Annotated in this window: 8 protein-coding genes and 1 pseudogene; 7 read left to right on the forward strand and 2 right to left on the reverse strand. The window is 64.3% G+C overall.

Translation table 11 applies throughout. From position 1 onward, the window contains the following. Positions 1–9: 9 nt before the first annotated feature. Positions 10–516, forward strand: a complete 507-nt coding sequence (locus tag QZ329_RS00110) for a 3-isopropylmalate dehydratase (RefSeq protein WP_295747044.1) — start codon at positions 10–12, stop codon at positions 514–516. Positions 517–519: 3 nt separating this feature from the next. Further along, entirely contained in the window at positions 520–1,884 is a 1,365-nt protein-coding gene (locus tag QZ329_RS00115; RefSeq protein ID WP_295747046.1) for an MmgE/PrpD family protein, read from the forward strand. 135 nt (positions 1,885–2,019) lie between these two features. Here QZ329_RS00115 and QZ329_RS00120 read toward each other — a convergent pair whose 3' ends face one another. After that, complete coding sequence (locus QZ329_RS00120) at positions 2,020–2,895, reverse strand: LysR family transcriptional regulator (protein WP_295747048.1); 876 nt, start codon at positions 2,893–2,895, stop codon at positions 2,020–2,022. Positions 2,896–3,045: 150 nt separating this feature from the next. On the opposite strand from QZ329_RS00120, the pseudogene QZ329_RS00125 reads away from it, so the two are divergent. The 3 genes and pseudogenes from QZ329_RS00125 to nifJ all read left to right on the forward strand — a co-directional run. Then, positions 3,046–4,302: pseudogene (locus QZ329_RS00125) on the forward strand (MmgE/PrpD family protein); the annotation flags it as partial. Continuing rightward, positions 4,211–5,428, forward strand: coding sequence for an AbrB family transcriptional regulator (locus QZ329_RS00130; protein WP_365351160.1), 1,218 nt, complete (start codon positions 4,211–4,213; stop codon positions 5,426–5,428). The pseudogene QZ329_RS00125 and the gene QZ329_RS00130, both read left to right, overlap by 92 nt. A 139-nt stretch (positions 5,429–5,567) precedes the next feature. Further along, a complete protein-coding gene (gene nifJ, locus QZ329_RS00135; RefSeq protein WP_295747054.1) occupies positions 5,568–9,074 on the forward strand; it encodes a pyruvate:ferredoxin (flavodoxin) oxidoreductase in 3,507 nt (1,168 codons plus the stop codon). 157 nt (positions 9,075–9,231) lie between these two features. On the opposite strand, the gene QZ329_RS00140 is transcribed toward nifJ, so the two are convergent. Then, positions 9,232–10,386, reverse strand: coding sequence for a M20 family metallopeptidase (locus QZ329_RS00140; protein WP_295747056.1), 1,155 nt, complete (start codon positions 10,384–10,386; stop codon positions 9,232–9,234). 222 nt (positions 10,387–10,608) lie between these two features. On the opposite strand from QZ329_RS00140, the gene QZ329_RS00145 reads away from it, so the two are divergent. Both QZ329_RS00145 and glpK read left to right on the forward strand, forming a co-directional pair. Continuing rightward, the gene (locus QZ329_RS00145) at positions 10,609–11,541 is read left to right on the forward strand and encodes an alpha/beta fold hydrolase (RefSeq protein ID WP_295747058.1); all 933 of its coding nucleotides are present in this window, start codon (positions 10,609–10,611) and stop codon (positions 11,539–11,541) included. A gap of 24 nt (positions 11,542–11,565) precedes the next feature. After that, positions 11,566–13,062, forward strand: coding sequence for a glycerol kinase GlpK (gene glpK, locus QZ329_RS00150; protein WP_295747060.1), 1,497 nt, complete (start codon positions 11,566–11,568; stop codon positions 13,060–13,062). Positions 13,063–13,107: the final 45 nt, after the last annotated feature.

Here is a 13,107-nt window from a genome sequence, read left to right on the forward strand (position 1 = left end):
GTAATTGATATGATTAGAGATTCCATCCAGGGCAGAGCCTGGAAATTCGGCTCCAACGTCAGCACCGACTCCATCGCCCCCGGCCGTCTCATCTCCCTGCGGGCCAATCCCCAGGAATACGCCAAGCACGTGCTGGAGGACGCCCGGCCCGACTTTGTAAAGGGCGTGAAGGCGGACGACTTCATCGTCGCGGACCGGAACTTTGGCTGCGGCTCCAGCCGGGAGATCGCCCCCATCATCATCAAGCTGGCCGGCGTGGGCGCGGTGCTCTCCAAGTCCTTTGGCCGCATCTTCTACCGCAACGCCATCAACAACGGCATGCTGCTCATCGAGTGCGACACCGACCGCATCGAAGAGGGGGACGAGCTGTTCGTGGACGTGAAGGGCCGGGTCATCAAGAAGGTCAACGACCCCGCCTTTGCCATGCCCTTCACCCTGTCGGAAAAAGAAGTCAAGATCATCAACGAGGGCGGCCTTCTCAACTACATTGAGAAGTACAACTCCCTGGATATTTGAGACATGGCGGAGGAACTGAGAGCGCTTGCCCGCTTCACCTGCCGCCTCCGGCTGGAGGACCTGCCGGAACCGGCGCTGGACGCCGCCCGCCGCTGCGTGCTGGATAACCTGGGCGCGGCGCTGGGGGCGGCGGAGTCCCCCGAAATCCGCTCCATCCTTCAAGCCTATGAGGACTGGGCCGGACTGGGAAAAAACGGTCTCGAGGCCGCCGCCTGGGGACAGGGCCGGCGGACCGGGCTGTTCAACGCACTGCTGTGCAACGGCCTCCTCTCCCACGAGCTGGAGCTGGACGACGTACACACCGGCTCCAAGTCCCACGTGGGCGCGGTGGTCATCCCTGCCGCCTGGACCCTTGCCGACGCTCTCGGCGCCGGCGGGCGGGTCTTTCTGGAGGCCGTCGCGGCGGGCTATGAGGTCATGGGCCGGGTGGGCCTGGGCATGGACGTGGCCAGCAACCGCAAGCGGGGCTGGCATACGACGGGGGTCATCGGTACCTTCGGCGCCGCCGCGGCCGCCGCGAGACTGCTGGGCCTGAACGAGGACCAGACCCTCAGCGCCTTCGGCATGGCGGGCACCCAGTCCAGCGGCCTGTGGGCCTTCCTGGCGGAGGGAGCCACCTGCAAGAAGCTCCACCCCGCCCGGGCGGTTCTCAACGGCGTGTCCGCCTGCCTGCTGGCCAAGGCCGGTATGACCGGTCCCGCCCACATTCTGGACGCCCAGGACGGGGGACTCTATCCCGCCGTCAGCGACCGCTTTGACCTCTCCCGGCTCACCGCCGGACTGGGACAAGACTATGAGATCACCAAGATCGACAAGAAGCCCTATCCCTGCTGCCGCACCACGCACCACGCCATTGACGCCGCCCTGCGCCTGCGGGAGGAGCACGGCCTCCGTCCGGAGCAGATTCGCTCCGTTCTGGTGGAGACCTATGAGGTGGGCGTCCTGCAATGCGGCTTTGCAAAATACCCGGAAAGCCCCGTGGAGGCGAAATTCAGCATTCCCTTCACCTGTGCCGCCGCCTTTGCCCGGGGGCAGGTAACCCGGGGCGAATTCTGCCGGGACCTGCTGGAGGACCCCCAGGTCCGCCGGGTGGCCCAGGCCACGAAAGTAGTCTCCAGCGAGGACTTCACCCGCCGCTATCCCCAGCGCTGGGGCAGCCGGATGACCGTGACGCTGGAGAACGGTGAAACGCTGTCCTGCCAGGTGGACGATATGTCCGGCAGCGTGGCTGTGCCGCTGTCCCCGGAGCGGGAACGGGACAAGTTCTTCGACCTGACCGTCCCGGCCCTGGGCCGGAGGCGGGCGGAGGCGCTGATGGACGGCATCCTTCGGGTTGAAACCCTGGAGCGCCTCCCGGACCTGGCCTGACGGCGGAGAATTCTCCCCTTCCTAAATAACACACCCACTCTCTCTGAAAAGAAAAGAAGCCGCGAAAGGAATCCGCCTCGGGTTCCTTTCGCGGCTTCCTGCGGAAAAATCCCTCTGCCCATTCTCCGCGCCTTCTCAATCCAGAGGATGCTCTCCCTTCTCCGCCTCCACCAAAAAATCCAAAAAGGCGGCGGCCAGCCTGCCCCTCTTGACAGAGGAGCGGCACAGCGCCCAGGTCTGGCGAATATAGGGACTGCCGTCCTTCCACAAAAGCGGCTGGCGGAAGAGGTCCGGCGCGCTTTTCAAAAGCAGGGTGGGAACCAGCATCCACCCCAGGTCCTGCTGCACCATCCGCAGGCCGGTCTCCATGTTGTCCACCTCCATCAGCACCAGAGGCGGAACGGAAAAGTGCTCCTGCCACCAGCGGATGTTGCTGGCGTGGGTGTCCGACGGGGGAACCAGAATCTGGGGGCGGCGGGGCAGGTCCGCAAAGGGGATGGGCGTTCTGGCGGCCAGGCACACCGGCTCCTCCCGCAGAAGGTGCCGCTCCTCGCTCCACTGCGGACTTCCCCGGACGATGGCGATGTCCACCTCCCCCTCCACCAGGGAGCGGTATGCCTGGCTGCTGCGGCTGGTCTTGAGGTTGATGGTCACAGCGGGATAGCGCCGGCCAAAGCTCCGCAGGAGCTGGGGCAGGTCCGCGTTGGCAAACGCGCTTCCAACGCCCAGCCGCAGCGTCCCGGACAAAACCGGCGCCATGTCGGACAGATCGTCCCGCAGAGCCCGGTAACGCAGGCGCATGTCCTGGGCATAGGCCGCCAGCCGCTCGCCTTGGGGCGTCAGCGTCACGCCGGAGGGAACCCGGTCAAACAGAGAGACGCCGAACTCCGCCTCAATCCGGCGCAGCCGGTAGGACAGCGAGGGCTGGGCCAGGAAGAGGACCTCCGCCGTTTTTGTGATGTTGCGCTTTTGGGCCAGGGTCACCAGAATCTCCCAATCGCTGTTGTTCATATAAAGACCCTCCATAGAATAATTCTATTGTTTATCCGAAAATAATGTATTTTACTTCTATGACCGCTCCCATTATAATCAAGTCAGCGTGAAAAGACAAGGGCTGAAAACAGAAAGGAGAGACCCATGAAGGAATACACCAAGGAACTGATGCGTTACGTACTGCAAGTACGCTTTGAGGACCTTCCGCCCCAGGCGGTCGAACTGGCGAAGCGCCATTTTCTGGACTGCGTGGGCGCGGCTCTGGCGGAGGCGGCGGAGCCCCGCAGCGGCATCGTCCGGCGCTATTTTCAGGGGATTGGGTCCCAGGGTAACTGCCGGGTAATCGGAACCGGGCAGCGTTTGACGGTGGAAAACGCCGCCTTTGCCAACGGCATTCTGGCCCACACCATCTGCTTTGACGATTCCGGCCCCTCCCACCCCTCCGTAACCGTGGTGCCGGGCCTGCTGGCCCTGGGAGAGGAGCGTCACATTTCCGGCAGGGAGATTCTGACGGCCCAGGTCATGGGCTATGAAGTGTTCCAGCGGCTGAACGCCGTCACGGCGGAGGCCTGGGAAATGCGCAAGCGGGGCTGGCACCCCACAGGCTTTTTCGGCGCCGTGGCGGGCGCCGCACAGTCCGCCAAGCTTCTGGGGCTGGACCTGGAGACCGCCCAAAGGGCCCTGGGCATCGCCGCCACCCTGGGCGGCGGGCTCAGCCAGAACATCGGGAACATGGGCATGGGCCTTCACGCCGGAAACGCCAGCCGGAACGGCGTCACGGCGGCCTATCTCGCCAAGGAGGGCTTTACCGCCGATCCCCAGCCCCTGGAGGGGCGCTTCGGCCTGATGGACGCCCTGTGCGGCCCCGGCAGCTATGAGATCGGCCAACTGACGGAGGACCTGGGAAAAACGCCCCGGCTGCTGGACCCGGGCATCACCATCAAGCCCTATCCCAACTGCTGGGCTCACCACAAGGTGCTGCAGGCCGTGCTGGAGCTGCGGGAGCGGTACGGCATCCGGCCGGAAGAGGTGGAACGGGTCCTGGTGGACTTGCAGATGGATAAGCCCACCTACCGCTACCGCCTGCCCAAAACCGATCTGGAGGCCCGGTACAGCCTCAGCTACGGCATCGCCCTGGCGCTGCTGGACGGGGAGCTCACGCTCCGGCAGTACGCAGAGGACCGGATCACCCGGGCGGACAGCGTGGAGATGATGGAGCGGATCGTGGACACCCCGGCCTCCGGCGCCGGGCAGCAGACGGTGGTCCTCCTCCTGCGGGACGGGCGGCGCTATGAAAACAGCGTCCGCTTCTCAAAGGGGCATCCCCTTCACGATCCCCTTCGTCTGGAGGAGCTTCGGGAAAAATACCGCGCCTGCGCCGGACGGCTGCTGCCGCCGGAGCGGGTGGAGGCGTCTATGGAGGCCATTTTGTCCCTGGAGGAGGCGGAGGACCTCAGCCGGATTGTGGACCTTCTGGTGCCGTGAGGAGGGGAATCCATTGCTGACACGGCTGTTGATTACCCTTTTGATTGGCGCGGCGGGCGCCTGGGCGCTGTACAAGCTGCGGGTGCCCGCCGGGGCCATGGCGGGGGCGATTCTTCTGGTGGGAATCTTTCAGATCGCCACGGGATACGGCTATTTTCCCCGATTTGTGAAAACCTGCGTCCAAGCGGTGGCCGGCGGCTTTGTCGGACAGCGCATCAGCCGGAGCGACCTGAAGGAGCTGCGGAGCATTGGAAAGCCCTCCCTTCAGCTTTTCGGCGGCATCGTGTTTCTCACCTTCTGCACGGGACTATTGATTCACCACACCGCGCCGGTGGACACAGCCACGGCGCTGCTGTCCTCCATGCCCGGCGGCATGACGGACGTGGCTTTGATCTCGGCGGACGTAGGGGCGGACCCGGCCCAGTCCACGGCCTTGCAGCTGGTGCGCTATCTCATCGCCATTTTGATTCTCCCCCAGCTGGACGCCAGGATCTGCGCCCGCTTCGCCCCGGAAAAGCAGAGCCGGGACGCGGGAGATCTTCCCGGCGGCGGCCGGAAACTTCGGGACGGAAAACACATGGCCATTACGCTGGCCATCGTCGCCCTTGCCGGCGCGCTGGGAAAGCTCAGCGGCTTTCCGGCGGGAGCGATGGTTCTGCCCATGTTCGCCGTGGCCGCCTACAACATCCGCAGCGGAGAGGCCTATCTCCCCAAGGGGATGAAGCTGGCCGCCCAGTGCCTGGCCGGGGTCAACATCGGCGTGACCATCACCCTGGCGGACATTCTGCACTTCCGGGAGCTGGCGCTGCCGGCGGTGATGGTGGCGGTCAACTGCGTGGCGGTCAACTACGTTTTGGGGTTTCTGCTTTATAAGACCAATGATCTGGACCTGCCCACCAGCCTCTTCGCCTCGGTGCCGGCGGGGATGTCGGACATGGCCCTGGTCTCCCTGGAGCAGGGCGGCGAAGCGCCCAAGGTGGCCGTGTTGCAGCTGGTGCGCTATCTGTGCGCCATGGCCTTCATGCCCGCCATGATCAAGCTCTTCGCCGGGTGGTATCCCCTCTGACATTTTCTTCCGCAAGCCGGTTCCGCCGATTTACAGACATTGACATTTCGTCAAAATGGTGATATGGTTCCTATAGAGACGCAGGCATTTTGTCTATATCAGACAATGCCTCCATATTACAAAAAAGGAGTCCGGCAAAATGAGTGGAACGAATTTCATCGTAGCGGACGGCAACGAAGCCGCGGCGTACGTGGCCTACGCATTTTCCGAAGTGGCGGCCATCTATCCCATCACGCCCTCCTCCCCCATGGCGGAAAAAACGGACGAGTGGTCCGCCAACGGGCGGAAGAACCTCTTTACCCAGCCCGTCAATCTGGTGGAGATGCAGTCGGAGGCCGGGGCCATCGGCGCGGTTCACGGCGCGCTGGAAGCCGGCTCCCTGGCCACCACCTTCACCTCCTCCCAGGGGCTGATGCTGATGATCCCGGTGATGCACCGCATCAGCGGCACCCGGCAGCCGGCGGTGCTTCACGTGGCCTCCCGCACCGTGGGCACCCACGCCATGTCCATCTTCGGCGACCACAGCGACGTGATGAACTGCCGCCAGACCGGCTTTGCCATGCTGTCCACCGGCAGCGTGCAGGAGGTCATGGACCTGGCCGGCGTGGCCCATCTGGCGGCCATCAAAACCCGTATCCCCTTCCTGCACTTCTTCGACGGGTTCCGCACCTCCCACGAGATTCAGAAAATCCGGACCATCCCCTATGAGGAGTTCGGCAAGCTCCTGGACTGGGCCGCCGTCCGCCGGTTCCGGGAATCCGCCCTGAATCCCTACCATCCCTCCCTGCGGAACACCGTTCAGAATCCGGATGTCTACTTCCAGTTCCGAGAGGCCAACAACCGCTTCTATGACGCGCTGCCGGACGTCGTGGAGGACTACATGCGTCAGATCAACGCCGTCACCGGCCAGGATTACCACCTTTTCAACTACTACGGCGCTCCCGACGCGGAACGAGCCGTCGTCGCCATGGGCTCCGTCAGCGGAACCGCCCGGGAGACGGTGGCCCACCTCAACGCGGCGGGCGAGAAGGTGGGCTTCCTTCAGGTGCATCTCTTCAACCCCTTCTCGGCGGAGCACTTCCTGTCCGCCCTGCCCAAGACGGTGAAAAAGCTGGCCGTACTGGACCGCTGCAAGGAGATGGGCGCCGTGGGCGACCCGCTGTACCTGACTGTCTGCGGCGCTTACGCCAACCGTCCCGACGCGCCTTACATCTGCGGCGGGCGCTATGGTCTCTCCTCCAAGGACACCACCCCCGCCCAGATCAAAGCGGTCTTCGACCACCTGCGCTCCGACCGGCCCTTCACAGGCTTCACCGTCGGCATCGAGGACGACGTCACCCACCGCTCCCTGCCGGTGGGTCCCCCCCTGCCCCTGGTTCACAAGAAGATGGTCAGCTGCAAATTCTGGGGCCTTGGCAGCGACGGCACCGTGGGCGCCAACAAGAACTCCATCAAGATCATCGGCAGCAACACGGAGCTGTATACCCAGGCCTATTTCGAGTACGACACCAAGAAGTCCTTTGGCATCACCCGAAGCCATCTGCGCTTTGGGGAGGAGCCCATCCTCTCGTCCTACCTGGTAAAGGAGGCGGACTTCGTCGCCTGCCACAACCAGTCCTTCCTGGATAAATACGACATCATCTCCGAGCTGAAGCCCGGCGGAACCTTCCTTCTGAACTGCCGCTGGACGCCCCAGGAGCTGGAGCGGGAGCTTCCCCCGGCGGTCAAACGGGGACTGGCGGAGAAAAACGCCCGGCTGTACATCATCGACGCCAACGCCATCGCCCACCGCCTGGGCCTGGGGGACCATGCCAGCATGGTGCTGCAGGCCGCCTTCTTCCGTCTGGCGGACATCATCCCCATGGAGGAAGCCGCCGGCTATATGAAGAAGGCCGCCGAGAAGACCTTCGGCAAGAAGGGCGAGAAGGTCGTGCAGATGAATCTGGCCGCCATCGACCAGGGTGCGGAGCATGTGACAGAGGTCTCCATCCCGGAGAGCTGGAAGACCTGCGCCGATCTCCCCAAACCGGCGGAGGAGGAGGTCCCCGATTTCATCCGCCGCATCCTGCGCCCCTGCAACGCCCAGCAGGGCGACCGTCTCCCCGTCTCCGCCTTCGCCGGATACGAGGACGGCACCATGCCCCTGGGCACCACCGCCTATGAAAAGCGTGGCATCGCCACCCAGATTCCCGTATGGGACAGCACGGCCTGCATCCAGTGCAACCGCTGTTCCTTTGTCTGTCCCCACGCCGTCCTCCGGCCCTATCTTCTGGATGAGGCCGAGGCCGCCGGCGCGCCGGGGGACTTCGTCTCCGTCCCCGCCAAGGGGGCCAAGGGGCTCTCCTTCTCCCTTCAGATCAGCGAGATGGACTGCACCGGCTGCGGCTGCTGCGCCGCCTCCTGCCCCATGAGCGGGAAGGCGCTGCGGATGGAGCCCGTGACCCGGGAGCTCTCCGTCTCCCCCGCCTGGAAATACGGCCTCACCCTGACTGAGAAGAACGTATTCAAGGTCGAGACCGTGAAGGGAAGTCAGTTCCGCCAGCCCCTGTGCGAATTCTCCGGGGCCTGCGCCGGCTGCGGAGAGACGCCCTATGCCAAGCTGCTCACCCAGCTCTACGGCGATCGGATGTACTGGGCCAACGCCACCGGCTGCTCGCAGGCCTGGGGCGCGGCCATGCCCTCCATTCCCTACACCACCGGCAAGCAGGGCCGGGGCCCCGCCTGGAGCAACTCCCTCTTTGAAAACAACGCCGAGTTCTGCCTGGGCATGTATCTCTCCGTAAAGCAGCAGCGCGAGAAGACCCGGGCCTGGGTCCGGGAGCTCAAGGAGCTGGTCCCCGAACTGGAGGGCCCCATTACGGAGTGGCTGGACACCTACTCTGACGTCAACGCCTCCATGCCCGCGTCGGAGCGGCTGGACGCCGCGCTGGACGCCGCCTCCCTCACCGGCCGGGCGGATGAGCTGAAAATGCTGATTCTCCGCCACCGGGAGCACCTGGCCAAGCAGCCCGTCTGGATGTACGGCGGGGACGGCTGGGCCTACGACATCGGCTTTGGCGGGCTGGACCATGTAATCGCCATGGGCGAGGACATCAACATCTTCGTGGTGGACACGGAAGTCTATTCCAACACCGGCGGGCAGAGCAGCAAGGCCACGCCGCTGGGGGCCGTGGCCCAGTTCCAGGCCTCCGGCAAGAAGAGTGGAAAGAAGGACCTGGGCAAGATGATGATGGCCTACGGGAACTGCTACGTGGCCAGCGTGGCCATGGGCGCGGACCCCAACCAGCTGCTCAAGGCCATCACGGAGGCGGAGGCCTATCCCGGCCCCTCTCTGGTCATCGCCTACGCTCCCTGCATCAACCACGGCATCAAGGCGGGCATGGACCAGGCCCAGGCCGAGATGAAGCGGGCGGTGGACTCCGGCTACTGGCCGTTGTATCGCTACAATCCCGCCAAGAAAGACCATCCCTTCACCCTGGACTCCAAGGAGCCCACTTTGAATTTCCAGGAATTCCTGGAGGGAGAGGTGCGCTACGCCTCCCTCCACAGAACCTTCCCCCGGAACGCGGAGGAGCTTTTCGCCCAGGCGGAGCGGGAGGCTGCGGAGCGCTACGCGTCCTACCGCAAAATGGCCGGGCAGGCATAAGCGTCTCTCCTTCCGCCTGGCCAGAGACCCGCGGGCAGGGACCGCCGGACACCTGTCTACAGCGCCGGCGGCGCATGGAATCGCATCCATGCGCCGCCGGCGTTTTTTTGATCGCGCACCCGCCTGACTCGCCGGGGAACGCTTCTTGAACTCTCCTTCACAGCAAGATTCTCTCCGCCAGCCGGGTCATCACCGCCGCGGAGCGGACAATTTCCTCGCAGGGGACAAACTCGTCCGGCCGGTGCGCTTGTTCCAGGCTGCCGGGACCGAAGGACATGCAATTCCGGCAGCCGGTCAGGGAGGCGATTACGGCGGTGTCGGTATAGCCGGGGAAGAATGTTACCGGCGGCTCCGCTCCCATCACCTCCGCCGCAGCGGCCCGCAGCTGGGCCAGGAGGACGGAGTTTTCATCCTTTTCCACGGCGGGCCGCCGGGCCGTGACCGCACGCTCACAGCTCACCCCCGGGACCGCCTCCAGAACCTCCGCGATGACTTCGTCCACCAGCGCAATCGACTGCTCGTTGGTGACGGAAGGCGTCAGCCGCATGTCCAGCGTGGCGGCGCACGCATCGGGGACAATGTAGGGATTCCAGCCCCCCTGGATGGTGCCAAAAACAGCGGTGCAGGGGCCCATTTCCGGATGCCGGGGCAGGGCCTCCACCCTGCGCCGGATTCCCGTGATGAGCTCCGCCATGGCGGCCACGGCGTCGGCTCCCTCCTGGGGCATGCTGGCGTGGCAGGTCTTGCCGTGGGTTTTCAGGACAAACCACGTCTTGCCCTTGTGGGCCACCTGAATCTTCCCGTCCGTGGGCTCCGCGTCCAGGACGTAGCTTCCCTGGTTCACATAGCCGTCCCGCACCGCCTGTTCTCCGCCGGCCATGGCGTTCTCCTCGTCCACCGTGGCGATCAGCTGAAATCCGTACCGCAGCGGAGTTCCCCGCCGGGAGATGTTTCGAAACGCGAGCATGGCGGCGGCAAGCCCCGCCTTCATATCGCACGCGCCCCGGCCATAGAGCCGCCCGCCAGTGATCTCCCCCTCCAGCGCCGGATGCTTCCAGCCCTCCCCTACGGGCATGGTGTCCATGTGGCAGATGTATGTCAGGTCGTGTTCCCGGGACTGCCCCGGCAAACGGGCAACGACGTTCTCCCGTCCGTCCAGCACCGGCTCCCGGAAGAGCTGGGCGGAGGTCTCCCTCCTCAGCCAGTTCCAGACAAAGTCCGCCACCGCTCCCTCGTAGGTTCCAGGGTCGCTGCTCTCTATGCGGACCAGCTCCTGTGTAAGCCGCACCTCTTCCCTTGTGCTCCAATCCATGTTCTCTCCTCCAAACCCGTGACGGAAAACGGCGCGCCTCCGCCCGCGATATCGGTCTCAGTATAAGACCGGCCGTTCCATAAGTCAAGGCGGGAAGCGGCCGGCAGAGGAATTCCCCTCCATTTCTCTTGCCAGTTTCAGGCGGGCTGTGCTATAATTTTCTTGTTTCCACGGAGACAAAATTCAGGCGGAAACGCCGGTATACAAACAGGAGGGTCTGCCATGTTGCACGAGATCAGCTTCAAGTCCTTCAACCAGCGGGACGAGGTTCAGGGCTGGATTTACGTTCCCGCCGCCAAACCCTTGGGAATCATCCAGCTGGTCCACGGCTTTGGAGAGCATTCCAGGCGGTATCTGCACATGATCGTCAAATTTTTAGAGGCCGGGTTCATCGTGGCGGCAGACGACCACGTGGGCCACGGCAAAACCGCCGCCGCCGGCGGCACCTGGGGAGACTGGGGCGACAAGGGCCCCCGCACCATGATGGAGGACGAGCATACCTTTACCGGGCTGGTCAAGGAGCGGTATCCCGGCCTCCCCTATTTCCTGTTCGGCCACAGCATGGGCTCCTTCATCGCGCGGGACTACATCACCGCCTATGGCCAGGAGCTCTCCGGCATCACCCTGTGCGGAACCACCGGCGTCTTTCCCGGCCTGAAGGAAGGCATGGACATGCTCCAGGCCGCCGTGGACGCCGGAAAGGGCGCGGAGTCCGACCCCAACGCCGCCGGGGCCCTGATGGGCTGGATGTTCGCCCGGTGTGAGGAGGAGGTCCGGTACGGCAACGAGTGGATTTGTTCCGACCCCTTCGTTCAGTATGACCACGCCGCGGACCCCTTCGACGCCTTCTCCCGCCCCACCAGCAACCGCGCGTTTTTGTACTTCTGCCAGATGATTGATTTGATTACCGGTCCCGCCTGGGCGGAAAAGGTCCCGGTGGACCTCCCCATTTACAACATCGCCGGCGGCGAGGACCCCGTGGGGCAGTATGGCGAGGGCGTCCGGCAGGTCAGCCGCTGGCTGGAGGATTCCGGCCACAAGGTCACCACCCGGATTTACGAGGGCTACCGCCACGAGATTCACAATTACAGCGGCCTCAAGGACGAGGTGGAGCAGGGCGTCATCGACTTTTTCAAGGGCGTTCTCCAGGGCTGAGCCCAGCGGCGCAGGAGGGACGAGTTGAACGAAAAAAAATATGTGATCGCCATGGACCAGGGCACCACCAGCTCCCGCTGCATTCTCTTTGACCGGAGCGGGTGCATCCGCAGCGTGGTCCAAAAGGAGTTCCCCCAGATTTACCCCCAGCCCGGCTGGGTGGAGCACGACCCCATGGAAATCTGGTCCACCCAGATGGGCGTCACCATGGAAGCCATGCAGAAAATGGACGCCCACCCGGAGGATATCGCCGCCATCGGCATCACCAACCAGCGGGAGACCGCCATTGTCTGGGACGCCGGCACCGGGCGGCCCGTGTGCAACGCCATCGTCTGGCAGTGCCGCCGGACGGCGGACCGCATAGAGCGGCTCCGGCGGGACGGACTGGAGGAAACCGTCCGGCAGAAAACCGGCCTCATCCCCGACGCGTATTTCTCCGCCAGCAAAATCGCCTGGATTCTGGATAACGTCCCCGGCGCACGGCAGCGGGCGGAACGGGGAGAGCTGCGGTTCGGGACCGTGGATTCCTGGCTCATCTGGAACCTGACGGAGGGCCGGGTCCATGCCACGGACTACACCAACGCTTCCCGCACGATGCTCTTTGATATCCACAAACTCCAATGGGACCGGGAGCTTCTGGATTACTTCCGGATTCCCGCCTCCATGCTGCCCCAGGTGCTGCCTAGCAGCCACGTCTACGGCAGCACAAATAAGTTCGGCGGGTCCATCCCCATCGCCTCGGCGGCGGGAGACCAGCAGGCCGCGCTCTTCGGGCAGTGCGGCTTCCTCCCGGGGGACGTGAAGAGCACCTACGGCACCGGCGGCTTTTTGCTGATGAACACTGGGGAGGAGGCTGTCCGCTCCAACCGGGGACTGATTACTACCATCGCCGCCGGTACCGGCGCCATCCATTACGCCCTGGAGGGCAGCGTTTTCATCGCCGGAGCGGCCATCCAGTGGCTCCGGGACGAGATGAAGCTTCTGGACAACGCCGCCCAGACGGAGGAGGTCTGCGCCGGCGTGGAGGACGCGGGAGGCGTCTGTGTGGTCCCGGCCTTTGTGGGACTGGGCGCTCCCTACTGGGAACCCTATGCCCGCGGCACCATCGTGGGTCTGACCCGCGGCGTCACACGGGCCCACCTGATCCGGGCCGTGGTGGAATCTCTGGCCTATCAGACCAACGACCTCCTCGCTGCCATGAAGGAGGAATCCGGTCTGAAGCTGGGCTCCTTAAAGGTGGACGGCGGCGCCAGCGCCAACAATTTCCTCATGCAGTTCCAGGCGGACCTGTCGGACATTTGCATAGAGCGGCCCCAGTGCATCGAGACCACCGCCCTGGGAGCGGCCTATCTGGCCGGACTGGCTACCGGCTTCTGGCGGGACCTGGAAGACGTCAAACGCGGCTGGGTCTGCCAACGGACATTTACTCCCGCAATTTCCGGCGAGGCCCGGAGCCGCCTGCGGAAGGACTGGAGCCGGGCGGTGCGCTGCGCCGTCGCCTGGGCCAGAGACGATGGATGAAAATGTTAGGAGGAGCACAGATCTCCAGAGAGAAACCCGGCGGAC

It is taken from the genome of uncultured Oscillibacter sp., assembly GCF_910579365.1.
Classification (GTDB): domain Bacteria; phylum Bacillota; class Clostridia; order Oscillospirales; family Oscillospiraceae; genus Oscillibacter.

Bases quoted from the DNA above. Each gene is read 5' to 3' on its own strand.
- QZ329_RS00110 (WP_295747044.1), top strand. From the start codon at position 10: ATGATTAGAGATTCCATCCAGGGCAGAGCCTGGAAATTCGGCTCCAAC.
- QZ329_RS00115 (WP_295747046.1), top strand. From the start codon at position 520: ATGGCGGAGGAACTGAGAGCGCTTGCCCGCTTCACCTGCCGCCTCCGG.
- QZ329_RS00120 (WP_295747048.1), bottom strand. From the start codon at position 2,895: ATGAACAACAGCGATTGGGAGATTCTGGTGACCCTGGCCCAAAAGCGC.
- nifJ (WP_295747054.1), top strand. From the start codon at position 5,568: ATGAGTGGAACGAATTTCATCGTAGCGGACGGCAACGAAGCCGCGGCG.
- QZ329_RS00140 (WP_295747056.1), bottom strand. From the start codon at position 10,386: ATGGATTGGAGCACAAGGGAAGAGGTGCGGCTTACACAGGAGCTGGTC.
- QZ329_RS00145 (WP_295747058.1), top strand. From the start codon at position 10,609: ATGTTGCACGAGATCAGCTTCAAGTCCTTCAACCAGCGGGACGAGGTT.